Annotated in this window: 19 protein-coding genes, 4 tRNA genes and 1 pseudogene; 14 read left to right on the top strand and 10 right to left on the bottom strand. The window is 61.2% G+C overall.

Annotated elements, in window-relative coordinates; genetic code table 11:
• The first annotated feature begins 58 nt into the window (after window positions 1–58).
• From mscM to FE240_RS02490, 10 genes and pseudogenes are all read left to right on the top strand, one after another.
• A complete protein-coding gene (gene mscM / locus FE240_RS02535; protein ID WP_193003263.1) occupies window positions 59–3,322 on the top strand; it encodes a miniconductance mechanosensitive channel MscM in 3,264 nt (1,087 codons plus the stop codon).
• A gap of 10 nt (window positions 3,323–3,332) precedes the next feature.
• Window positions 3,333–4,034: a glycerophosphodiester phosphodiesterase gene (locus FE240_RS02530; protein WP_193003262.1), complete on the top strand. Its 702-nt coding sequence runs from the start codon at window positions 3,333–3,335 to the stop codon at window positions 4,032–4,034.
• A gap of 100 nt (window positions 4,035–4,134) precedes the next feature.
• Window positions 4,135–6,011, top strand: a pseudogene (locus FE240_RS02525) (methyl-accepting chemotaxis protein).
• 426 nt (window positions 6,012–6,437) lie between these two features.
• Complete coding sequence (gene frdA / locus FE240_RS02520) at window positions 6,438–8,219, top strand: fumarate reductase (quinol) flavoprotein subunit (protein ID WP_193003261.1); 1,782 nt, start codon at window positions 6,438–6,440, stop codon at window positions 8,217–8,219.
• Window positions 8,212–8,946: a succinate dehydrogenase/fumarate reductase iron-sulfur subunit gene (locus FE240_RS02515; RefSeq protein WP_042048743.1), complete on the top strand. Its 735-nt coding sequence runs from the start codon at window positions 8,212–8,214 to the stop codon at window positions 8,944–8,946. The genes frdA and FE240_RS02515 overlap by 8 nt, the downstream gene beginning before the upstream one ends.
• 4 nt (window positions 8,947–8,950) lie before the next feature.
• Entirely contained in the window at window positions 8,951–9,349 is a 399-nt protein-coding gene (locus tag FE240_RS02510; RefSeq protein WP_193003260.1) for a fumarate reductase subunit C, read from the top strand.
• Between the two features lie 11 nt (window positions 9,350–9,360).
• Window positions 9,361–9,717 carry a fumarate reductase subunit FrdD gene (frdD, locus tag FE240_RS02505; protein WP_042048741.1) on the top strand — a complete coding sequence of 119 codons (357 nt, stop codon included), beginning with the start codon at window positions 9,361–9,363 and terminating at the stop codon, window positions 9,715–9,717.
• Window positions 9,718–9,890: 173 nt separating this feature from the next.
• Window positions 9,891–10,139, top strand: coding sequence for a GlsB/YeaQ/YmgE family stress response membrane protein (locus tag FE240_RS02500; protein ID WP_042048740.1), 249 nt, complete (start codon window positions 9,891–9,893; stop codon window positions 10,137–10,139).
• A gap of 315 nt (window positions 10,140–10,454) precedes the next feature.
• Window positions 10,455–11,222: a helix-turn-helix domain-containing protein gene (locus tag FE240_RS02495; RefSeq protein WP_193003259.1), complete on the top strand. Its 768-nt coding sequence runs from the start codon at window positions 10,455–10,457 to the stop codon at window positions 11,220–11,222.
• Window positions 11,223–11,264: 42 nt separating this feature from the next.
• Window positions 11,265–11,885 carry a LysE family translocator gene (locus tag FE240_RS02490; protein WP_193003258.1) on the top strand — a complete coding sequence of 207 codons (621 nt, stop codon included), beginning with the start codon at window positions 11,265–11,267 and terminating at the stop codon, window positions 11,883–11,885.
• A 17-nt stretch (window positions 11,886–11,902) separates the two neighbouring features.
• Here FE240_RS02490 and FE240_RS02485 read toward each other — a convergent pair whose 3' ends face one another.
• The 7 genes from FE240_RS02485 to plsY all read right to left on the bottom strand — a co-directional run bounded on the left by FE240_RS02485 (window position 11,903) and on the right by plsY (window position 14,894).
• Window positions 11,903–13,072, bottom strand: coding sequence for a CD0519/CD1768 family membrane protein (locus FE240_RS02485; protein WP_193003257.1), 1,170 nt, complete (start codon window positions 13,070–13,072; stop codon window positions 11,903–11,905).
• A gap of 183 nt (window positions 13,073–13,255) precedes the next feature.
• Window positions 13,256–13,546 (bottom strand): fimbrial protein, encoded by a 291-nt coding sequence (locus FE240_RS02480; protein WP_193003256.1) that lies wholly within the window; start codon window positions 13,544–13,546, stop codon window positions 13,256–13,258.
• 262 nt (window positions 13,547–13,808) lie between these two features.
• Window positions 13,809–13,884 (bottom strand) — tRNA-Asn (locus FE240_RS02475).
• Window positions 13,885–13,892: 8 nt separating this feature from the next.
• Window positions 13,893–13,968: transfer RNA gene (locus tag FE240_RS02470), tRNA-Phe, on the bottom strand.
• A gap of 3 nt (window positions 13,969–13,971) precedes the next feature.
• Window positions 13,972–14,047 (bottom strand) — tRNA-Thr (locus tag FE240_RS02465).
• A 52-nt stretch (window positions 14,048–14,099) separates the two neighbouring features.
• Window positions 14,100–14,175: transfer RNA gene (locus FE240_RS02460), tRNA-Phe, on the bottom strand.
• 107 nt (window positions 14,176–14,282) lie between these two features.
• Window positions 14,283–14,894 carry a glycerol-3-phosphate 1-O-acyltransferase PlsY gene (gene plsY / locus FE240_RS02455; protein ID WP_084214860.1) on the bottom strand — a complete coding sequence of 204 codons (612 nt, stop codon included), beginning with the start codon at window positions 14,892–14,894 and terminating at the stop codon, window positions 14,283–14,285.
• 148 nt (window positions 14,895–15,042) lie between these two features.
• On the opposite strand from plsY, the gene folB reads away from it, so the two are divergent.
• Complete coding sequence (folB, locus tag FE240_RS02450; RefSeq protein ID WP_193003255.1) at window positions 15,043–15,414, top strand: dihydroneopterin aldolase; 372 nt, start codon at window positions 15,043–15,045, stop codon at window positions 15,412–15,414.
• Window positions 15,414–15,905 carry a 2-amino-4-hydroxy-6-hydroxymethyldihydropteridine diphosphokinase gene (gene folK, locus FE240_RS02445; RefSeq protein ID WP_193003254.1) on the top strand — a complete coding sequence of 164 codons (492 nt, stop codon included), beginning with the start codon at window positions 15,414–15,416 and terminating at the stop codon, window positions 15,903–15,905. The genes folB and folK overlap by 1 nt, the downstream gene beginning before the upstream one ends.
• A gap of 66 nt (window positions 15,906–15,971) precedes the next feature.
• Here folK and mdtD read toward each other — a convergent pair whose 3' ends face one another.
• From mdtD to FE240_RS02430, 3 genes are read right to left on the bottom strand one after another with little or no spacing between them, the layout of a single operon-like run.
• Window positions 15,972–17,363, bottom strand: coding sequence for a multidrug transporter subunit MdtD (gene mdtD, locus FE240_RS02440; RefSeq protein ID WP_193003253.1), 1,392 nt, complete (start codon window positions 17,361–17,363; stop codon window positions 15,972–15,974).
• A gap of 15 nt (window positions 17,364–17,378) precedes the next feature.
• On the bottom strand, window positions 17,379–18,500 hold the full coding sequence (locus FE240_RS02435; RefSeq protein ID WP_193004413.1) for a CobW family GTP-binding protein: 1,122 nt from the start codon (window positions 18,498–18,500) through the stop codon (window positions 17,379–17,381).
• A gap of 2 nt (window positions 18,501–18,502) precedes the next feature.
• Window positions 18,503–19,906, bottom strand: a complete 1,404-nt coding sequence (locus FE240_RS02430) for a D-arabinono-1,4-lactone oxidase (protein ID WP_193003252.1) — start codon at window positions 19,904–19,906, stop codon at window positions 18,503–18,505.
• 309 nt (window positions 19,907–20,215) lie between these two features.
• Here FE240_RS02430 and FE240_RS02425 point away from each other — a divergent pair, with 309 nt between their 5' ends.
• Together FE240_RS02425 and FE240_RS02420 are read left to right on the top strand one after the other, a co-directional pair.
• Window positions 20,216–20,581, top strand: coding sequence for a DUF1622 domain-containing protein (locus FE240_RS02425; RefSeq protein ID WP_193003251.1), 366 nt, complete (start codon window positions 20,216–20,218; stop codon window positions 20,579–20,581).
• Window positions 20,582–20,644: 63 nt separating this feature from the next.
• Window positions 20,645–21,628 carry an LLM class flavin-dependent oxidoreductase gene (locus tag FE240_RS02420; RefSeq protein WP_193003250.1) on the top strand — a complete coding sequence of 328 codons (984 nt, stop codon included), beginning with the start codon at window positions 20,645–20,647 and terminating at the stop codon, window positions 21,626–21,628.
• The last annotated feature ends 74 nt before the right edge of the window (window positions 21,629–21,702 follow it).

The raw sequence follows: 21,702 nt of genomic DNA, 5'->3' as shown, positions 1-21,702 counted from the left end.
TAGTGAGCACCTGCCGCCCACGGCCAACCCTCCTCCAGGAATTTGACCGAGACGAATCATGCGCCTTTCTCTTTTTTTGTTGCTGTTCCTCCTCGCCTTCCGCCTCGGCGCCGCCCCCCTGCCTGTCATCCCCCAGATTGAGCAGCAGCTTGCCACCGTCCCCCAGGGGGATGCCCCGGAAAACCTGAAGCTGCGCGAAGCACTGCAACAGGCGTTGCAGGCGGCCCGCGAAGGGGAGCGCTACCGCGGTCAGATCCAGAGTTATCAGGAGGCGCTGGTCAGCTACCCGCAAAGATCGCAAGCCCTCAAGGAGCGGTTGCAGGACTGGCGGCCACCCCAGCGCGGTCAGCTCAATCGTCTCAACGAAGCGGACTTGAGCTTGGCCATGAGCAAGAGCAGCAACCGTCAGCTCGAGCTACGGCGCCAGCGCCAGACCCTGGCAGACGAGCTGAGCCAGATGGAGAGCGGCGGCTTTGACTACCACCAGCGGGTGGACGAGCTGCGCCGTCAACTGTTGCAGGTGCGCCAGCAAAACGAGCGGCTGGCCCTGAGCGCCGAGAGCGGCCGCCTCGACGAGGCCAACCGCCTGTTGAACCAAGTCCGCGAGCAGAGCCTGAGCGATCGCATCATGATGCTCGAGCTCGAACAGCTCTCGTCCCCTCAGCGCACCGATCTGGCCAAGCTGCGCCTACAGGAGGTCAACCTCGCCATCACCGACGAAGACGAGTGGCAAGCCAGTCTGTTGGCCCGGCAGAACCAGTTGCGCCGCGAGAAGACCGAACAGGCGCTGGCCGAGAGTGAACGGCTGCGCCAGCAGCTCACCTCGGATCAGCCGCTGTTGCAAGAGATGCAGCAGTACAACCAGACCCTCTCACTGCGCCTGGGGGCCCTCGAAGACGAAATCGACACGGTGCAGCAGGAGCAAAAGCAGGTGGATCTGCGCCTCGGCGAGTTGGGGGAGCTGGGCAATACCCTGCGCGAGCAGTTGGAGTGGCTGCAAGTGAGCAACGCCTATGGGGAGAACCTACGCAGCAAGCTCGGCGATCTGCCGCCCCCCTATCCGCTTGGCAAACTCGAAAATGGAATCGTCCAGACCCGCATTAGCAAACACCAGTATGAGAACGAGCTGGCGGGGCTCGCCGACTTGACCCAGAGCAAGCGCCAGCTGGAGCATGCGGCAACGCTGGATCGCGCCCAGCAACCCCTGCTCGATACCCTGCTCAAGGCGCGCCGCCAACTGCTGACCCGCCTGACCGATGCCGCCGACAGCCTGTTGCAGGAGCAGACCCGCCTCAAACTGCTCTACAGCCGCCAGAACAGCAAGACGGCCGAGATCCGCGAGCAAGGCACCAGCCACCTCTTCTGGCTGCCGGATGTAAGGCCGATCGGGCTGGAGCAACTCACCTCGCTACCGAGCGCACTGACCCTTGCCTTCGCCCTCGGCAACTGGCAGCAGTTACCGCTGGCACTGGCAGAAAACCCACTGCCGACCTTGGTCTTCTCGCTGCTGGCGCTGGCCCTGCTCGGCTACCTCTGGCTGCGCTTGAGCCGGCATCTGGTGGCCTATACCCAGGAGATAGCGCCCCGCATCGGCAAGGTGACCCAGGACAAATTCAGCCTCAGCACCCGTTTGCTCCTGCGCGCCGTGCTGGCTGCCCTGCCGCTGCCGCTGATGTTGATCCTGCTACAGCGCCTGCTGGCAGGCGACTGGGAGTACCCCTTCGCCAATGCGGTGGCCGGCAGCCTTAGTCAGCTCTGGTTCCTGCTGCTGGCGCTGCTGCTGACACGCCACCTTTGTCTCGATCGTGGGCTGCTCAGCCTGCATTTTCGCTGGTCTGAAGCACGGGTACAGAAGATCTGGCGCCAGTTCCGCACCCTGATGCTGGTGCTCATCCCCAGCCTGTTTATCCAGGGAGTGGCCGATGCCTATCCCGAACACGCCTTCTACGACACCATAGGCCGCCTCGCCTTCGTGGTCGGCTCCCTCTGGCTGCTGCTCTTCTTCACCCGCCTCAACCGGGAGCGATTGCCGCTCACCTGGGGGCAGAGCGACATGAGCAAGCCACACCTGTTGCACCACTTCATCTGGAATCTGCTGATGCTGGCGCCACTGCTGGCGGTGCTGGGAGCCCTGCTCGGCTACTTCTATACGGCGCGCACCCTGCTGCGCCAGCTAGAGCTCTCGCTGCTGTGTGCCCTCCTGTTCCTGCTGGTCTACTACCTGGCACGGCGCTGGATGCTGATCCAGCGTCGCCGCCTGCAATTCGAGCGGGCCAAGGCCAAGCGGGCCGAGAAGGTGGCCCAGCGCGGCCAGCAGGAAGAGAGCCAGGGCGAGCAGCACGATCTGGTCGATGACAATCTGGAGCCGGATCTGGACACCATCAGTGCCCAGTCACTCGGCCTGATCCGCACCCTGCTGACCCTGGGCTATGTGGCGCTGATGCTGGTGCTCTGGTCGGATTTGAACGCCGCCTTCCGCTTCCTCGGCGACATCGAACTGTGGCAGGTGAGCAGCACCATAGGCGGCATAGAGCAGCTCAACGGCATTACGCTGCAAGATATCGCCGTGACCGCTTTCATCTTCATCATCACCATCGTCATGGTGCGTAATCTGCCCGGCCTGCTCGAGCTGACCCTGCTGCAACACTTGAGCCTGACCCCTGGCACCGGCTTTGCCATCACCACGGTGACCAAATACCTGATCCTGGTCGTGGGGGCATTGCTCGGCTTCTCCATGCTTGGCATCGACTGGTCGAAGATCCAGTGGTTGGTAGCGGCCCTCTCGTTCGGCCTCGGTTTCGGCCTGCAAGAGATCTTTGCCAACTTCGTCTCGGGCCTCATCATCTTGTTTGAAAAGCCAATCCGCATCGGTGACACGGTCACCATCCGCGATCTCACCGGCACCGTCACCCGCATCAAGACCCGGGCGACCACCATCGTCGACTGGGATCGCAAGGAGATCATCATGCCCAACAAGGCGTTCATCAACGAGCAGTTCATCAACTGGTCGCTGTCGGACGCCATCACCCGGGTCAAGCTGCGCATCCGCATCGGGCTGAGTGCCAACGTCGACGACCTCGAGCCGCTGCTGCATGAAGCCATCCACGACTGCTCTTTGGTGCTCGATACCCCCACCCCTTCCATCTACTTGGTGGAGTTCACCGATTCGGCCCTCATCTATGAGCTGCGGGTCTACGTCAACAGCCTCGACGATCGCATGCCGATCACCCACGAACTGCACAGCAAGGTGCTCGCTCGCCTGCGTGCTCACGGCATGACACTGCCCCACCAACAAGTCGACATTCGCCTGACCCGGGCCTAAAGGAATCGTTATGCAATTGATTGCCCACCGTGGCGCCAGCGGACTGGCGCCGGAAAATACCCTCAAGGCCTTCGCCCTCGCACTCGAGCTGGGGATGAGCGCCATCGAGCTCGACGTGCAGTGGGCCGACGGCGAGCTGTGGGTGTTCCACGATCGCCGTCTCGAGCGTTGCAGCAACGGACGCGGCGTGCTGACGCGCCAATCGCGGGAATACCTGGCCAGCCTGGATGCCGGCGAGGGGGAACACATCCCGACCCTGTGGCAGGTGCTCCAATTGGTTGCCGGCCAGTGCGAGCTGCACATCGAACTCAAGGGACTGCACACGGCCGCCCCGGTGGCCGCCCTGACCCGGCGTGCCGAAGCCGAGCTGGGCTTTCGACCCGAGCAGTGGCTCATCTCTTCGTTCGATCACAAGGAGCTACTCGCCTTTCAGCATGAACGCCCTGATATCCGTCTTGGCGCGTTAATTGCTGGGCAACCACGTCATCTGGCGCGCTTCGCCGCCGAGATGGGGTGCTGGTCACTCAACTGCGATGTGGACTTCACCACCCCGGTACTGGTGCAGGACGCCCATAACCGGGGGCTCAAGGTGCTGGTCTATACGGTTGACGAGATTGAAGAATGGGCGTGGCTTGAAGCGATGGGGGTGGATGGGATCTTCACCAATCATCCAGAGCAGCGCCGCTCAGACAAGGAGGAAATTGAGCTATAGCTTAATCAGCCGTGTACCGTCAGGTTCGCGGGACAGTGGCCGATAACCAGAAGTCACAACACACAACTCTCGCTGTAGGACTCGTATAAGGAAGTACATCATGAATCTGTCGATCAAGAACAAGCTGGTGCTTGCCATCGGCCTCATCATACTGGTCATCACCGGCTTGCAAGTCTGGTACAACACCTCGCAACTGCGCGAAGAGACCCGCAAGCTTATCTGGAATTCCGTTGATATCGCCTCCGTCTCCAACGTTCAGGGGATATCGCGCTGGCTGGATGCCCGCATCGGCATCATTCAGGCCGCCAAACACGCCTTCGCTCAAGACGCCAATCCCGTTAGCTACTTCTCCATGGATGAGCAAGCGGGGGATTTTGATTTAGTCTACGCCGGCACCTCGGATGGCAAGATGATTCAGAGCCATCAGACCAGTTTGCCCGCCGGCTATGACCCACGCCAGCGCCCCTGGTACAAGGACGCCATGGCCGCCGGTAAGCTGGTGATCACCGCCCCTACGCCGATGCCGCCAGCGGCAACCTGGTGATCACCATAGCCGAACCCTTCACCCAGGGAGAGACTCAGGGGGTCATCGCCGGTGACATTGCCATCGATGCGCTGATCCGCGACATCCTTGCCATGGACATGGAAGGGACCTACGCCATCCTGGTCGACAGCAACGGCACCATCATCGCCCATCCGGACAAGAATCTGGCGATGAAGCAGACCACCGAGATCTCCCCCGACCTGACCCCGGCCAAGATCAAGGAGATCGGCAGCGACAAAACCATTTCCGAGATGGTGGTCGGCGGCAAGATGAGTGTCTTCGATCTGACCCAGATCCCCAATACCAACTGGTATTACGGCATCGTCATCGATCAGGAGGTGGCCTATCAGACCGTCAGCCGCATGGTCACTTCAGCCATCTGGCAAGGACTGCTCACCATACTGATCGTCGCCGGTATCTCCTTCCTCGCCATCAGCGGCTCGCTGGCTCCGCTCAAAACGCTGGGTGACGCCATTGCCGACCTCTCTCGCGGCAATGGGGATCTCACCCGCCGCATCAAGATTGAACGGGACGATGAAGTCGGCACGGTTGCTCAGCACGTCAACGCCTTCATCACTCGGATCCACGAGATGGTCAAGGATATCTCCGATTCGTCGGTCGAGCTCAATCAACAAGCCACCTCCTCCTATCAGATGGCGGAGAAGACCAACCAGGGCCTCTCACGCCAGCAGGGCGAAATCTCCCAAATCGCCACCGCCGTGCACGAGATGTCGGCCACCGCGGTCGAAGTCGCCAGCAATGCCGAGCAGACCGCCGAGGCCGCCCGCGCCTCCGCCGGCAGTTGTGAGCAGGGCAAGCAGGTCATTGCCCGCAACCAGCGCTCCATCACCGAGCTGGCCTCCCAGGTCGAGCATGCCTCCAGCATCATCCAAGAGCTGGAGAAGAACGCGCAGGAGATCAACACCATCCTCTCCACCATCCAAGGGATTGCCGAGCAGACCAACCTGCTGGCCCTCAACGCTGCCATCGAGGCGGCACGCGCCGGTGAGCAGGGGCGCGGCTTTGCCGTCGTTGCAGATGAGGTGCGGGTGCTCTCCCAGCGTACCCACAGCTCCACCGTGGAGATCCGCAGCATGATCGAGACCCTGCAACGCAATACCCAAGGGGCTGTCACCACCATGCACGAGAGCCAGCAACTGGCCCAAAACAGCGTGGATGACGCCAGCAGCGCCACCACGGCACTTGAGCAGATTGCCGGCTCCATCGGCCAGATCTCCGACATGGCCACCCAGATCTCCAGCGCCGCCGAAGAGCAACGCGCGGTCACCGACGAGGTGAGCCGCAACATCCAGGCCGTCAAGGACGTCTCGGATGAGCTAGCCGGAGAGGCCAACAGCAGCCGCAATATCGCCAACCAGCTCAAGAACATATCGGGCGAACTCAACGGACAGGTTGGGATGTTCCGGATCTGATCCGTCACCACCCAAGAGGGGCCGAACGGCCCCTTTTTTTATGCTAGTGTATGCATACAGAATCACATTCGTGCATAAACACGGCAAATAAGTGGTGAGCCCTCTCTGACGAGAACGAGCAAACCCTCAACTATCTCAATAAAAACCTTAAAAAATACAGGCCTATTTACCTAAAAAGAGAGGTGTTTCTCATTTTATTCATTGATATGTGCGTATCATGCGGCCCTTATTGAGAACAACGATGACGCAGCGGACAGTCCTCTTTTGGAAGGTAGGGGAACAGTGCTTTTTCCCAGGGATGTAGGGGAGTGTGAATAAATTCACCAAGCCAACGTGTTAAAACAGGCCTGTTTGACTTGCATCAAGCCTGGATTTTTTTCGTAGAGCAAAATCGTGCCCAGCAAACTTATCCCAAAGGAGGCAGATGTGGATATTATCAAGACCGATGTTGCCATCATCGGTGCTGGTGGTGGTGGCCTTCGTGCCGCGATTGCCGTGGCGGAAGCCCACCCCGATCTGAAGATTGCCCTGATCTCCAAGGTCTATCCGATGCGCAGCCACACCGTCGCCGCCGAAGGCGGTGCAGCCGGTGTAGTGCGTGATGACGACTCCCTCGAAAACCACTTCAATGATACCGTCTCCGGCGGTGACTGGCTGTGCGAGCAGGACGTGGTCGATTACTTCGTCGAGCACGCCACTGAAGAGATGATTCAGCTGGAACACTGGGGTTGCCCCTGGAGCCGTAAGCCCGATGGCAAGGCCAACGTCCGCCGTTTCGGCGGAATGAAGATCCCGCGTACCTGGTTCGCGGCTGACAAATCCGGCTTCCACATCCTGCACACCCTGTTCCAGACCTCCATCAAGTATCCGAGCATCCAACGCTTCGACGAGCACTTCTGCCTCGATCTGGTCGTTGAAGAGGGTCGCGTACAGGGCGTGGTGGTGTTTGATATCCAAAACGGCATCACCCGCTTCATCCAGGCCAAGTCGGTCATCTTCGCCACCGGCGGTGCCGGTCGCGTCTATCGCTTCAATACCAACGGTGGCATCGTCACCGGTGACGGCATGGCCCTGGCCTATCGCCATGGTGTTCCCCTGCGTGATATGGAGTTCGTCCAGTACCACCCGACTGGCCTGCCGGGCAGTGGCATCCTGATGACCGAAGGCTGCCGTGGTGAAGGCGGCATCCTGGTCAACAAGGATGGCTACCGCTATCTGCAAGAGTACGGCCTCGGCCCGGAAACCCCGGTCGGCGAGCCGAAGAACAAGTACATGGAGCTGGGTCCCCGTGACCGTCTCTCCCAAGCCTTCTGGCAAGAGCAGCAGAAAGGCCGCGTGTTCGAGTCCCCGATGGGCGACTACGTGCACCTCGATCTGCGTCACCTCGGTGAGAAGTACCTGAAAGAGCGCCTGCCGTTCATCTGCGAGCTGGCCAAGGCTTATGTGGGTGTGGACCCGGTCAAGGAGCCGATCCCGGTTCGTCCGACCGTGCACTACACCATGGGCGGTATCGAGACCAACGGCCAGTGCGCCACCCGTCTGCCGGGCCTGTTCGCCGTCGGCGAGTGTGCCTCGGTCGGCCTGCACGGCGCTAACCGCCTGGGCTCCAACTCCCTCTCCGAGATCGTGGTGTTCGGCAAGGTAGCCGGTGAGTCCGCCGCCAAGCACGCCCTCGAGACCCAGCACGGCAACACCGACGCCCTCGCCGCCAAGGCCAAGGCGCTGATCGACCAGCATCTCGCCCTGATGGACAACGATGGCACCGAGAACCCGGCCGATATCCGCAACGATCTGGGCCGCACCATGGAAGCCGGCGTTGGTATCTACCGCACCGCCGAGCTGATGCAAGAGACCATCGATAAGATTGCCGAGCTCAAACAGCGCTACAAGAAGGTGAAGATCAACGACAAGTCGTCGGTCTTCAACACCGACCTGCTGTACGCCATCGAACTGGGCTACCTGCTGGACGTGGCTGAGTCCATGGCTCACTCCGCCATCAACCGTAAGGAGTCTCGCGGCTCCCACCAGCGTCTGGACGGCTACGAAGAGCGTGATGACGTGAACTTCCTCAAGCACACCCTGGCGTTCTACAACCCCGAAGGGGCACCGAACCTGGAATACTCCGACGTGAAGATCACCAAATCCCAGCCGGCCAAGCGTGTCTACGGTGCCGAAGCAGAACAACAGGAGGCCAAGAAGAATGGCTGAGATGATGGAAATTGAGATCCTGCGCTATCGTCCCGAGCAGGACAACGAGCCCTGGTTCCAGACCTTCCAGGTGCCGTTCGCCAAAGAGATGTCCCTGCTGGAAGCCCTGAACTACATCAAGGACCACCTGGACTCCACCTTAAGCTTCCGCTGGTCCTGCCGGATGGCGATCTGCGGCTCCTGCGGCATGATGGTCAACGGCGTGCCCAAGCTCGGCTGCAAGACCTTCCTGCGCGACTACACCCCAGGCAAGATGCGCATCGAGCCGCTCAACAACTTCCCGATCGAGCGTGATCTGGTGGTGGACATGTCCGACTTCATCGAGAAGCTCGAGAGCATCAAGCCCTACATCATTCCGAAGGAAGAGAAGAGCCTGTGCGACGGTGAGTACTTGCAGACCCCGGCCGAACTGGAGAAGTATCGTCAGTTCTCCATGTGCATCAACTGTGGCCTGTGCTACGCCGCCTGCCCGCAGTATGGCCTGAACAAGCAGTTCACCGGCCCGGCCGCCCTGGCGCTGCTCTATCGCTACAACGCCGACAGCCGTGATGGCGCGGCCGCCGAGCGCATGAAGATCGTCAACGCCGACTCTGGCGTGTGGAGCTGCACCTTCGTCGGTTACTGCTCTGACGTGTGCCCGAAGGGTGTCGATCCCGCCGCAGCGATCCAGCTCGGCAAGGTCGAGAGCGCCAAGGACTACATGATCGCCATGTTCAAGCCGGAGTGAGACCATGAACAACGAAAACAGCAAACGTAAGCCTTACGTCCGCGAGATGAAGAAGGACTGGTGGTTGAAGAACGCCTTCTACACCGGTTACATGATCCGTGAGGGTACCAGCCTGTTCGTCTCCATCTATGCCGTCGTGCTGATGTGGGGGCTGCTGCGCTTGGTGCAGGGGCCCGATGCCTTCAACGCCTGGCTCGAGTCGCTGCAAAACCCGCTGGCCATCCTGTTCCACGTGATCGCACTGGCCGCCTGCCTGTTCCACGCCAAGACCTGGTTCGCACTGGCACCCAAGGCGATGCGGATCTTCAAGGGTGATCAACTGATCCCCGAGAAGCCCATCGTGCTGGCCCAGTACGTAGCTCTGGCGGTGGTATCCGCGCTTGTTCTGATCATCGTGGCATGAGGAGAGAGACCATGAGACGTTCCGATGAACCTATCTACTGGGGTCTGTTTGGTGCGGGCGGTATGGTGGTTGCCATGCTGCTGCCGATCATCGTCCTCATCACCGGCCTGCTGGTGCCGCTTGGCATCATGGACGTGGAAGCCATGAGCTACGAGCGTGTGCTCGAGTTCGCCAGCTCCTGGTGGGGCGCCGCCATCATCCTGGTGATCATCGCCCTGCCGATCTGGCACGGTATGCACCGGATCTACCACGGCCTGCATGACCTGGGGATCCACACCACCAAGCTGCACCACTACGTGTTCTATGGCTTCGCCTTCCTGGTGTCCGCCATCACGGTGGGGCTACTGATGGTGCTGCTGTTCCAGTAAGCCGTCGATAATGAAAAAACCGGGCCCATGGCCCGGTTTTTTTATCTCTAGACGGCGCCATCCCTCTGGAGAGATGTGGCTCGGACAGCTTCTGACCCGCACCGACCATTCGCCCCCATTCGTTGCGAACAATGGGTCTACAATGACCCGGTCATTAACAGAGGAGAATAGACATGGGTATCCTTTCTTGGATTGTTCTTGGCCTTATCGTCGGCATCCTGGCCAAGTGGATCATGCCGGGCCGCGATGGTGGCGGCTTCATCATGACCGTCGTTCTCGGCATCGCCGGCGCCCTGGTCGGCGGCTTCATCAGCACCAGCCTGGGGCTTGGTAGCGTCAACGGCTTCAACGTGGCCAGTCTTCTTATCTCCATTGCCGGCGCCTTGCTGCTCCTGTTCATCTATCGCCGCATCCGCAGCTAAACAGAGACAAGTTCAGAAATGGACGACATACAGGGGCGCGACCACCCCTTATGCTGACAAACGTGGCTCACCTCGACGTCACGCCAATCACTTTCACCATTGGTCAACATTGATTTAGATTTATCGTGCCCCGCCTCTGCGGGGCTTTTTTATCTCCCGATGTGAGAACACTGGCCTGCACACCCAAAATGAGACAGGATAAGCGTTGATAGGCCCTCACTGGGCCACTCGAATTCTTTCATCAGGGACGATGACCATGCTGGGAGTATCCAATTACAGCGCCTTCGTACTGGCCTTCAGTGTGCGGCTGATCCCATGACAGTCTCCCGTCTTCGGCAACACTTTCAGCTCTTTTCCCACTGGCCCTTCCTCACCCTGCGCGCCACAGAGCAAAGCCACCAGAGCTACCACCGCCACCAACATGAGTGCGTCTCGCTGGGGCTCATCACCGAGGGGGAGACCGATTGCCTCCTTGGCCCCCAATCGCACCGCCTTGAGCAAGGGGATATGGTGCTGATCCCGGCCCACCTTCCCCACGCCTGCAATCCCCCACCCGGTGCGCAGCGCAGCTATCTGATGCTCTTTGTCGAAGAGGCGTGGCTCGTCACGCAACTGGGCGGGGATCCTGCCTGTGACACCTACCGCTGTGATGAGTCGGTATTCAAAGAGGGGGAACAGACTGATGAGATGGCTCGGTGGTTGCGGCGGCTTTGTCAGGGGGAGGAGCATGACCTGGCTGTATTGTTACAGTTTTTCATCCAGCATGGGCGTCTGGGCCTGCGTCCAGCCCACACAGAGCTGCTGACATCCACCGAGCAGATCGCCAAGCTGGCAGCGCGCGAAGGCCTCAGTCGAGAGGGCTTCATCCGTCGTATCCGCCGCGAATACGGCCTACCCCCCCATACCCTTCGCAACAACCAGCGTATCGAGCTGGCCAAACGCCTGATCCAGCAAGGCGATAAGCTGGCTGATGTGGCGCTGGCAGTAGGATTTGGGGATCAGAGCCAGTTGCATCGTCACTTCGTCCACTTCTCGGCCGCAACGCCAGGACAGTACCGCAAGTCACTTTTCGCCAAGAAGTGAGTCGCCCCGATGGCCTACCCTGCTCGTCAGGAGGAACCCATCATGTCCGAGATCATTCCCAACGCATTCTTACTGCTGGCGATAAGCCATGCCCTGGCCCTGCTAACACCGGGGCAGGACTTCATGCTGCTGCTAACCGGCACCCTGCGCCACGGTAGCCGCCATGGCCGTCACACCGTATTGGGCATCGCCATCGGTAACCTGGCCTACATCTCCTTGGTCATCCTGCTCGGGGCAGGCATCCGCGAATATCCCCTGCTATTTGCACTGATCCGCTGGGCCGGGATCGCCTATCTGGCCTGGCTAGGCCTGCTCCTGTTGCGCTCTCACCGAAGCCTGTGCTTGGTTCCACCACCCGAGGCAATACAAGAGAGCAGACACGGCATCTGGCTAGGACTTGGCTCTTCACTGCTCAACCCCAAAAATGCGCTCTTCTACCTCAGCCTGATGAGCGCCATCCTCGGGCCAGGCATCACACTGTCACAGCAGCTCTTTGCCGGTCTCTGGATGGCACTGATTGTGCTGTTGTGGAACCTGTTGCTGGTTCACCTGCTCGTACTGCCTGCGCTGCGCACACGCCTCTACGGCTCACTGCAACGCATTGAACAGGTGGCGGGCGGACTGTTTCTGATATTGGCCGGGGGGCTCGTCATGACGCCATAGGCAGAGGCCCCCGCCCCTCACCCCAACAGAGTGAAAAGCTGGTGCGCCGCCACACCAGCACACAGGCCGCCGATGGAGTGGGCGACGATGGCACGGGAGGTAAGGTGGCGATAGCCGAGGGCATCGAGCATGGCGGTGTGGGTGCTCAAAAAGCCGCTCCAGCACATCCCCATGGCGGTGAAGACGGCAATTTCATTGCCACCAATCCACCCCTTGGCGATAAAGGGCGGCACCAGTGACATGGCCGCCCCCACCGCGCCGAGGGAGGTGACCGGAAAGGCGACCAACTCAGGCTGGGTGAAGCCGAACAACAGCTCAAACAGCCCTCCCACCTTGGCAGCCAGTGCCGGCAGCAGGGCCACCCCCTGGAACGCCTCACCGCTGTAGCCTTTCTCCCCCGGCCCGAAGGTAAGCAGCATCACGAAGGTGCTGATGATGAGCACACCGGGGATCACCGCCATGCCAAGCTCAACCCCTGACTTGCCCCCATCGAGCAGGGCGTTGAGTACCCGCAGCCAGATAGGGGTGCGCTCATGTTGGAGCCCCGCGATCCCCTCTTGCGTTACCGGCGCCTCATTAATAGGGGTATCCCCGACCAAGGGACGGATCATCCGCTGCATCAACCGGGTGGAGACGACCGAGCCCACCAGAGCACCGAGCAGGCCGGTCAGTGCCGCCTTGACGGTTGACCCCCCATCGCCAAGCTGCAAGGTCGCCATAAAGGTGACCACGATGAGCCCCATGCCAAACGCGGTACCGAAGTTGGTGAGCGATACCAGTTGCCAGGGGGTGAAGCCGCGACGAAAACGGCTGTCCTTGGCCAGGCTGATGACGGCCGGATTGTCGGAGAAGAAGGTCATGAGAGCGGCCAACGCGGTGCGCCCCGGCAAACGAAACACCGGCCTCATCAACGGCGCCAGCAGCACCTCCAACAGGCGGATAACGCCAAACTCGCTGAGCAGCTGGCTGAGGGCACCGGAAAGTACGGTGATCCCCATGATAAAGAGCACGGTGTTGAGCAACAGTTGGTGGGCGGTATTGAACAGGGTGTTGACCATGGCCGACAACCCCATGTGACTGCCCAGGTAACCGAAAAGGGAACCCAGAACCAGCAACAGCAGCAAGGGTTCACACCAGAGCAACACAGTGGCCAATGAGGGACGGCGCGGAAGGGTTTGATGATCCATGTTATTCCTGTCATCTGGGGAGTACGACCGGATATAACAGATAATGCGGCATGAAATACGACCAGAGGTCGCCATCACCACAACTTATTCCGCCCGCTCGCACGCAGCAAAGGGGGCGGATTATAACAGGCCGGCGACAGCCATAGAATTGCGGTCAGCTTAAATCCCACCGCAGAGAACGTCTCAGGGATAGGTGATCGTCACCCGCTTCACATTAGCCTGTGACAGCGTTTCGGTCTTAATCTGTGCCTGCCACAGGGTGTTGTCACCGCGCTCCAACTGACGCCACGCTATGCTGTGCGGCTGTAGCTCATGATCGCGCCAGCAAAGCATGGAGAGCGACGTTTCGTCATGCTCAACCGCACAGGGCGCTTCGATGATGGCGCCGCGAAAGTGGATCTCCCCCCCCTCTGCCGCCACGACCGAACCACATAACCCACTCAGTCCGAAGAGAAATACAATGACACGCTTCATATAACCACCTTCATCTTGACATACCGAAATGGTTGCCATGACTTCCTTTTACTGGCGAACCGGCGCGGTATGTCACTCCTGTGTGCCATTCCTTTCCTCTGTGCTCCAGAGGGCCGGGTCTACTGCTCACTACTTGATTCCAGCTTAAGTGAGAGTCACTGAACCCAAGCCTTATATCGACGGCAAGTGGTTAAAATAAAGGCTAATTTCCATTTTTCAGGCAAAAAAATAAGCCCGGTCTTACGACCGGGCTTATTGAAGATGGCTCCTCCGACTGGACTCGAACCAGTGACATACGGATTAACAGTCCGCCGTTCTACCGACTGAACTACGGAGGAATTGTAAGTGGTGCCCAGAGACGGAATCGAACCGCCGACACGGGGATTTTCAATCCCCTGCTCTACCGACTGAGCTATCTGGGCAAATGGTGCCGGCTACCGGAATCGAACTGGTGACCTACTGATTACAAGTCAGTTGCTCTACCTACTGAGCTAAGCCGGCACACTTTAAACCATTGTGCATGAACAAATTTTTATTTCATGGCACCAAAATATGGTGCCCAGAGACGGAATCGAACCGCCGACACGGGGATTTTCAATCCCCTGCTCTACCGACTGAGCTATCTGGGCGTGGGCGCTATTAAACGGATTTTAACTCGGCGGGTCAACGGGAAAATTCAGTTTTCATCTCGTTCGTCTTTTTTTTATCCACCGGGCAGCGTTTTGCTAACTCAGCTTCACTCTTCCGGCTCTGTCTCACGCTTACAACGCCACACCTTGGGCTCTTCACCGCGCATCAGGCGCGCCATGTTCTCATGGTGGCGGATCAGGATGAGGCAGGAGAGCAGCGACACCGGCAGGGTGTATTCGGGCTTGAGCAGGTAGGTAAAAACAGGGGTCAGCAGCACGGTAATAATGGAGGCCAACGAGGAGTAGCCGCTCACCAGCAGCACCACAAACCAGGTGACCATCACCAGCCCGCCCATGGTGAAGCCGATAGGGAGCATGGTGCCAAGAGCGGTGGCGACGCCCTTGCCTCCTCGGAAGCGGAAGAAAACCGGGTACATGTGGCCCAGGCAGGCAGCGACGCCGATAAAGCCGAGAAACACCGGCTTGATGTCAAAAAACCAGGCCAGGTAGACCGGGATCAAGCCTTTAAGGATATCGAGGATCAACACGGCAGCGGCGGCGCCTTTGCCACCCAATCGCATCACGTTGGTGGCCCCCGGGTTGTGGGAGCCGAACTCGCGCGGATCCGGTAACCCCGCCGCCCTGGAGATCAGTACGGCGCTGGAGAGGGAACCTCCCAGATAAGCCAGAACAATCATCAAAAAGGTGAGGGCGGTCATCTTGGTCGTTCTTACCGTGCCATGAATGGAGTATGATGCGGGCGTTTGCGGTGCGGCTCACGCCGTTATCGCCTCCGGCAGAAGGTCTGCCAGTGCCTGCATCCTGTTGCTCGCAACAATACGTCAAGATTAAAGAAGAAGTAGTGCTATGGACAAGGTGTTTATTCGCGGTTTGGAGGTTTTGTCCACCATCGGGGTGTACGAATGGGAAAAGGGGATCCGCCGCAAGCTGCTGCTGGATCTGGAACTCGGTTTCGACAACCGTCCCGCTGCCGCCACTGATGACATTCATCTGGCACTGGATTATGCCACCCTCTCCGAGAAGATCGCCCATCACGTGAGCAACACGGTCGTCGAGCTGGTCGAGACCATGGCCGAACAGGTCGCCACCCTGGCCCTGAGCGATGCACGGGTACAGTGGGTCAAGGTGACCCTGACCAAACCGGGCGCCGTGCCCAACTCGGCCGGCGTCGGCGTCGAGATCCTGCGCCACCGCACACCAAACCCGGCCCAACAGTAATGGCCCGCATCTACATCAGCCTCGGCTCCAATGTCGAGCGCGAGCACCATATCCGTGCCGGGCTGGACAGCCTCTATCGCCTGTTTGGCAACCTCACCGTCTCCCGGGTGTTTGAAAGCGAGGCGGTCGGCTTCATCGGCCGCCCCTTCTACAACTTGGTCGCGGCCGCCGAGACCGAGCAGCCCCTCGACCAACTGGCCCATGCCCTGCGCGAGCTGGAATTTGCCCACGGCCGCGCGCTGGATGCCAAGAAGTTCGCCCCACGCACCCTGGATCTCGACCTGCTGCTCTATGATGACACCGTCTGCGAGCAGCCGGTCAGCCTGCCGCGCGGTGAAATCCTCACCAACGCCTTCGTGCTCTGGCCCCTGGCCGAGCTGGCTCCCGATCTGCGCCACCCCCTCGATGGCCGCACCTATGCCGAGCTGTGGGCTGCCTACGACAAGGGGGCGCAGCAGCTCTGCCCCATTGTGTTCAACTGGCAGCCCTGATCGGCAAAACGGGAGGCTAGGCCTCCCGTTTTTATTGCTCACTGCGCGCTTGCCGCAACGCCACCACTACGGCGCTGACCCATCGCGACGCGGGGTCGGCTCACACTCCTCCTGGCCCAACTGGGCAAAGATCAGCGCTGCCAGCATCGACATCACCCCGACCGCCACATAGGTGATGTGGAAGGTGGGCAACCAGGTCTCCTGCTCGCCGTGAAACAGATTGAGCAGGCTGGCTGCGATGGCGATCCCCATGCTCATGGCCAGTTGCATCACCACCGAGAGCAGGCTGTTGCCGCCACTGGCCTGCTCCGGCCCCAGATCCTTGAGGGTCAGAGTGTTCATCGCCGAGAACTGCAACGAGTTGAACGCCCCAAACAGCCCCAACCAGCAGAGCAGGGCCCAATAGGGCAGCCCGGCATCGATGAAGGCAAAACCGCTCATCATCCCCCCCAACAGCAGGGTATTGCCGATCAGGATGCGACGATAACCGAGCATGGGGATCAGCCGGTTGACCAACGTCTTGGTCAACATGGCCCCAAGTACGGTGGGGATCATGGTCATGCCCGCCACGCTCGGCGAAAACCCCAACCCCAGTTGCAGGAAAAGAGGGGTGAGAAACGGCATGGCCCCGCTGCCGAGGCGGGCAAACAGATTGCCGAGGATACCGATGGCAAAGGTGGAGGAGTGAAACAGCGAGAGGGAGAAGAGCGGCCGGGTGGCGCGCGCCGCATAGAGCCAGTAGCCGGCCATGGCCGCCAGCCCCGCCAGCAACATCAGCAGCGAAATGCCCACCGAGAAGCTGCGCTCCCCCATCCCTTGCAAACCGAGGGAGGCCAGCACCAACCCCAGGCTGAACAGAGCAAATCCCTTCCAGTCAAAACCGCTGGTCGGCTGGTAGAGATCCGGCATGAAGCGCCCGCACACCAGCAGCCCCAGCAGCCCCACCGGCAGGTTGATGAGAAACACCCAGTGCCAGGAGGCCACTTCCACCAGCCAGCCGCCGAGGGCCGGGCCGATGAGCGGCCCCACCAACCCCGGTATGGTGACAAATGACATGGCGCGCAGCAGCTCGCGTCCCTGAAAGATGCGCAGCACGGCGAGCCGCCCAACCGGCACCAGCAAGGCACCGCCAATCCCTTGCAGCACCCGGGCCGCCACCAGCAGCGGCAGGCTCGGTGCCACGGCACAGGCCAGCGAGCCTAGGGTGAACAGCAGGATCGCCAGCAGATAGATGCGGCGGGTGCCAAAGCGATCGGCCAGCCAGCCCGAGGCAGGAATAAGCAGCGCCACCGTCAGCACGTAGGCGATGATCACCGACTGCATGCGCAGCGGGCTCTCGCCGAGCGAGGCCGCCATCGCCGGCAGGGCCGTGTTGAGAATGGTGGCGTCCAGTGCCTGCATAAAAAAACCCACGGCAGCCAGCCAGGGCAAAAGCTTACGCTCGAAAGGGGTCAGCATGGACACCTCCTGAATTTACATATCGGGATGACCCAGCGTGGCCCGCAGCCGCTCTTCCAACGTGGGCTCAGGGGATGAAAGGGTCTGCAAGAACAGGGATTCAATGGCCGCGCGATCGCTGCCGCGCACGATAAACACCAGCCGCGACTGGGCCCGCCCTTCCGGCCAATCCCCCAGCGTCTGCAACGGATAGAGCTGGCCGTGTACCCCGTGGATCACCACAGGCTGGCTCTCCCCCTCCAGTTGCAAGATCCCCTTGAGGCGCAGCATGGCGTCGCCGAAGCGAGCCTGCACCGCGTCGATGGCGGCCAGCAACCGGCCCGCCTTGAGCGGCTCACCGATACGCAGGGAGAAACTCTCGACATCGGCGTGTTGGAAGGGCGGAACACCGGCCGCCCCCACCGGCATCTTGTGCGGCTGTGGACGCAGCGGCGAGGCCAGCCCCTGGCGGGGGGCCTCGCTGCGCAGCCAGGCGAGCAGTTGGCGCACATCGCGCCCGGCCTCGGCATTGTAGGCGCCAAGGCGCTCTAGCTCGCTGGCTGGCAGCGCCCCGTTGACCACCCGACGGATCGGAGCCGCCGGATTGAGGCCCTGCAATCGCGCCTCGACCGCCTGCAAGGTCGGCTCGTCGACCAGATCCCCCTTGCTCACCACCAGCAGATCGGCCAGCACCACCTGTTTCACCGCCTCATACTGGGCCGCCAACTGCGCCTCGATATGGCCGGCATCGACTACGGTGACGGTGCCGTCGAAGCGGTAGCGCTGGGCGATGAACCCCTCCTCGCGCAGGGTGAACAGCACAGGCGCCGGGTCGGCCAGCCCTGTGGTCTCAATGATGAGGCGCTTGAAGGGTTTGATCTTCTTTTGCACCGCCTTCATGAAGAGTCCTTGCAGGGCATCGACCAGCGAGCCCTGCACCGAGCAGCAGATGCAGCCCGAGTCGAGCAGCACCACCTGCTCGTCGATCTGCTGCACCAGGTGGTGATCGAGCCCCACCGAGCCGAACTCGTTGATGAGCACGGCGCACTCGCCCAGCTCCGGCTGTTTCACCCAGTGGTTGAGCAGGGTGGTCTTGCCGCTGCCGAGAAAACCGGTCAGCAGGGTCACGGGAATACGCGGGTCGTTCTGATCGGTCAGCATCAAGGGGTCTCCTCGCCCAGTTGGAACAGGTCGCGGGTCCAGCGATTTAGGAAGCGCCCATGGGGATCAAGCTCGCAGCGCAGGGCCAAGAAATCGTGCCAGCGCGGCAATTGGCGCGGGAAGTCATACAGATCGGTCGCCAGATGCTTGCCAAAATGGGGCAGGCCGCCGAGTGGGGCGAGCAGGCGCTGCAACTCGCGCATCTGCTCAAGGGAGCCGCCGACAAACGAGCCGTCCGCCGCCAAATAGACCAAAAAGCCGATCCAGCAGACGGCGCGGCCATGGGCCGGGCTCAGCCAGGCCGTGGAGGGGCCGCAGCAGCGCAGGATGAAGGGATAGTGCAGCACACCGGGGTTGGCCTGCTGCCACTGCTCGAGCAGGGCCAGCGCCTCGTTCATCCGCTCCAGCGGCACCGCCACCTCGCAGTTGATCTGGGGGGCGGGGATCCCCTTGCAGAGGATCTGATAGACGTTGCCCACCAGATCCGAGGCGTCCTTGAAGCGGCGCACCGTCTCGAAGTGCTCGCCGGCCTGCTGCTCGTCCTTGGTGTCGCGGGCCATCTTGCTGAGGGTGCGCTCTATGGTGGCGTTCATCCGCTCGTCGCGCTCGGCCGAGAGCTCGAGCACAGCGTCACCGTTGGCATGATAGCGCGCTGTCTCCTCCTGGGAGGCGGGGTCGACCACCCACAGGTGGCACTCGCCAGTCCAGGCAAACCACCAGCTCTTGACGAAGGCGTGCTCGCGGTTGACCCGCTCGTTGTGCTCGCGCAGCCAGGCGTAGTCGGTGGTGAACTTGGTGCAGCGCATGATGCGGTTGGGCACGGTGGCAAGGCGCACCTCGAGCAGGATGCCGAGGCAGCCCAGCCCCATCACGAAGGCGCCGAAGCGGGGATCGTCGCGCTCCAGCCCGATCACCTCGCCGCTGGCCAGCATCACCCGCAGCCCCAGCACCGCCTCGCACAAGGAGGATTGCCCCAGTCCCTGGCCATGGGTGCCGGTGCTGAGCGCCCCGCCCAAGGTCTGGATGCCGATGACGCCGGGCGACGCCGGCAGCATCCGCCCCATGGCGACCAGCTCGGCATAGAGGGTATCGACCTGAGTGCCGGCGCGGTAGGTCACGCTCTGCGCATCGCAGGCGACCCGGCCGGTGAAGTGGCACAAGTCCACCAGCAAGGCGGTGGGGTCTTGGTAGACACTGTGGATGGGTTCATAGGAGAGGGAAGAGCCGATGAGACGCAGCCGGCGTCCGGGCTCTTGCTGCAACAGCTGCTGCAATTCATGCTCGCTGCGGGGCCGGAACACCTGTTCGAGGCGGGCCAGCGGATTGGTGCCGGACCAGTTGAGCAGCACCTGGCTCTCGCCCAGCGCCTTGATACTGTGAAATGCCTGGAAGTGAACCGTCATCCCCTCTCCTCGCCAGAGTCAAAACCGGAGGTCGATTCTACCGGAAAGCCCCCGCTGCGGCATGTAAAACCACCTTATCAGAGCATACTTATCCGCATCCTGTGTAACCGGGCCGGGGTTCCTGCCGCACGAACGAGGTCGTGGCGGGCGCAGGCCGCGCCCCCACTGCGTGGCACCGGGCCATCGGCTGGGTTAACCCAAAAGAGCCCTACATAGGCCCTCTCGCCACCTCGGTATGCGCTGACGCGTCACTTGGCCTTTACAAATCAATGTGTTAATAACTCTATGCCCCATCTTAAGGAGATGCTTATGCTCGAATGGCTGGATATCACCCAATGGAAACAGGCCATGCTGCACGGCGTGGAGCTGCTGCAATTTATCCTCGAACTCGTCTCGGTTGCCTGCGTCGCCGTCGGGGTGCTCCAGACCGCCCGGTTGGTGCTGCGCGAGCGGGACACCTCACCCGGTTTTTCCCGCATTCGCCTCTGCTTTGGTAGCTGGCTCATCCTGGCGCTCGAGTTCCAACTGGCCGCCGACATCCTGGCCACCACCATAGCGCCCAGCCAGGAGGAGCTGATCCGGCTGGCGGTGATCGCCATCATCCGCACCTTCCTCAACTACTTTCTGGCCAAGGAGCTGGAAGGGCAGCGCGAGCAACAGATCCCGGGATCCTGATCACTCGCCAGGGTCTGGCAGGGTTGCTAGAGTGGGCCCTCCTCCCTCCTGCTGGAGTCCTTCATGAGCATCCCTTACTCCCTGCTCGATCTGGTTCCCGTCGCCCAAGGCTCGAGTCCGGCCGAGGCGTTTCGCCACTCCCTGGATCTGGCGCAGCATGCCGAAGCGCTCGGTTACACCCGCTACTGGCTGGCCGAACACCACAACATGCCAGGGATCGCCAGTGCCGCCACCGCGGTGCTGCTGTGCCACCTCGGTCACGCCACCTCGCGCATCCGGCTCGGTGCCGGCGGGGTCATGCTGCCCAACCACGCGCCACTGGTGGTGGCCGAGCAGTTTGGTACCCTCGCCTCTCTGTTTGGCGATCGCATCGATCTCGGCCTTGGCCGTGCCCCTGGCACCGATCAGACCACCATGCGCGCTCTGCGTCGCCACAAGGAGCAGGGGGTCGACAGCTTTCCACAGGACGTGGCCGAGCTCATCGGTTACTTCGGTACGCAGCCCGGCCCAGTGCAGGCGGTGCCGGGACGCGGCCTCGACGTGCCGGTCTGGCTGCTCGGCTCCAGCCTCTATGGCGCCCAACTCGCCGCCGCCATGGGGTTGCCGTTTGGCTTTGCCTCCCACTTCGCACCGGCCATGCTGCTGCAAGCGCTGGAGCTATACCGTAGCCAGTACCGCCCCTCGGCGCGCTGGCCAAAACCCCATGCCCTGGTGTGCGTCAATCTGATCGCGGCCGACGACAACGCCACGGCGCACCACCTCTTCACCACGTTGCAACAGCAATTCCTGCGTCTTCTACGCGGCGAGGCCGGGGAGCTACCTCATCCGGTCGCCGAGCTGGAAGGCTATGGTGCCCATGAGCTGCTGGCGATGGAGCGCACCCTCTCCCGCTCCTTGGTCGGCAATCCTGAGCAGATCCGCCACCGCATTCAGGCGCTGCTGGCCGAGACCCAGGCCGACGAGCTGATGTTCAACGGCCCCATCACCGATCACTGCGCTCGCAAACGCTCGTTTTCCATCGCCGCCGAGGTGATGCAGAGCCTGTAACGGGAGCCGACTCACGTCAGGGCCGGTCCATGACCGGCTTTTTTATGTCGATTCAAAAATACTTTCTACACAAA

The sequence above is a fragment of the Aeromonas simiae genome, from assembly GCF_014892695.1.
In the GTDB taxonomy this organism is placed as follows: Bacteria; Pseudomonadota; Gammaproteobacteria; order Enterobacterales; family Aeromonadaceae; genus Aeromonas; species Aeromonas simiae.
The sequence above is the reverse complement of the archived record's forward strand: the minus strand, read 5'-3'. Positions and strand labels throughout refer to the sequence as shown.

What these genes read in the sequence shown, in the direction of transcription:
- FE240_RS02430 (WP_193003252.1), bottom strand. Translation starts at nt 19,906, where the DNA reads ATGACGGTTCACTTCCAGGCATTTCACAGTATCAAGGCGCTGGGCGAG.
- mscM (WP_193003263.1), top strand. Translation starts at nt 59, where the DNA reads ATGCGCCTTTCTCTTTTTTTGTTGCTGTTCCTCCTCGCCTTCCGCCTC.
- plsY (WP_084214860.1), bottom strand. Translation starts at nt 14,894, where the DNA reads ATGACCGCCCTCACCTTTTTGATGATTGTTCTGGCTTATCTGGGAGGT.
- FE240_RS02480 (WP_193003256.1), bottom strand. Translation starts at nt 13,546, where the DNA reads ATGAAGCGTGTCATTGTATTTCTCTTCGGACTGAGTGGGTTATGTGGT.
- mdtD (WP_193003253.1), bottom strand. Translation starts at nt 17,363, where the DNA reads ATGCTGACCCCTTTCGAGCGTAAGCTTTTGCCCTGGCTGGCTGCCGTG.
- FE240_RS02500 (WP_042048740.1), top strand. Translation starts at nt 9,891, where the DNA reads ATGGGTATCCTTTCTTGGATTGTTCTTGGCCTTATCGTCGGCATCCTG.
- frdD (WP_042048741.1), top strand. Translation starts at nt 9,361, where the DNA reads ATGAGACGTTCCGATGAACCTATCTACTGGGGTCTGTTTGGTGCGGGC.
- FE240_RS02490 (WP_193003258.1), top strand. Translation starts at nt 11,265, where the DNA reads ATGTCCGAGATCATTCCCAACGCATTCTTACTGCTGGCGATAAGCCAT.
- folK (WP_193003254.1), top strand. Translation starts at nt 15,414, where the DNA reads ATGGCCCGCATCTACATCAGCCTCGGCTCCAATGTCGAGCGCGAGCAC.
- FE240_RS02515 (WP_042048743.1), top strand. Translation starts at nt 8,212, where the DNA reads ATGGCTGAGATGATGGAAATTGAGATCCTGCGCTATCGTCCCGAGCAG.
- FE240_RS02420 (WP_193003250.1), top strand. Translation starts at nt 20,645, where the DNA reads ATGAGCATCCCTTACTCCCTGCTCGATCTGGTTCCCGTCGCCCAAGGC.
- FE240_RS02530 (WP_193003262.1), top strand. Translation starts at nt 3,333, where the DNA reads ATGCAATTGATTGCCCACCGTGGCGCCAGCGGACTGGCGCCGGAAAAT.
- FE240_RS02485 (WP_193003257.1), bottom strand. Translation starts at nt 13,072, where the DNA reads ATGGATCATCAAACCCTTCCGCGCCGTCCCTCATTGGCCACTGTGTTG.
- folB (WP_193003255.1), top strand. Translation starts at nt 15,043, where the DNA reads ATGGACAAGGTGTTTATTCGCGGTTTGGAGGTTTTGTCCACCATCGGG.
- FE240_RS02495 (WP_193003259.1), top strand. Translation starts at nt 10,455, where the DNA reads ATGACAGTCTCCCGTCTTCGGCAACACTTTCAGCTCTTTTCCCACTGG.
- FE240_RS02510 (WP_193003260.1), top strand. Translation starts at nt 8,951, where the DNA reads ATGAACAACGAAAACAGCAAACGTAAGCCTTACGTCCGCGAGATGAAG.
- FE240_RS02425 (WP_193003251.1), top strand. Translation starts at nt 20,216, where the DNA reads ATGCTCGAATGGCTGGATATCACCCAATGGAAACAGGCCATGCTGCAC.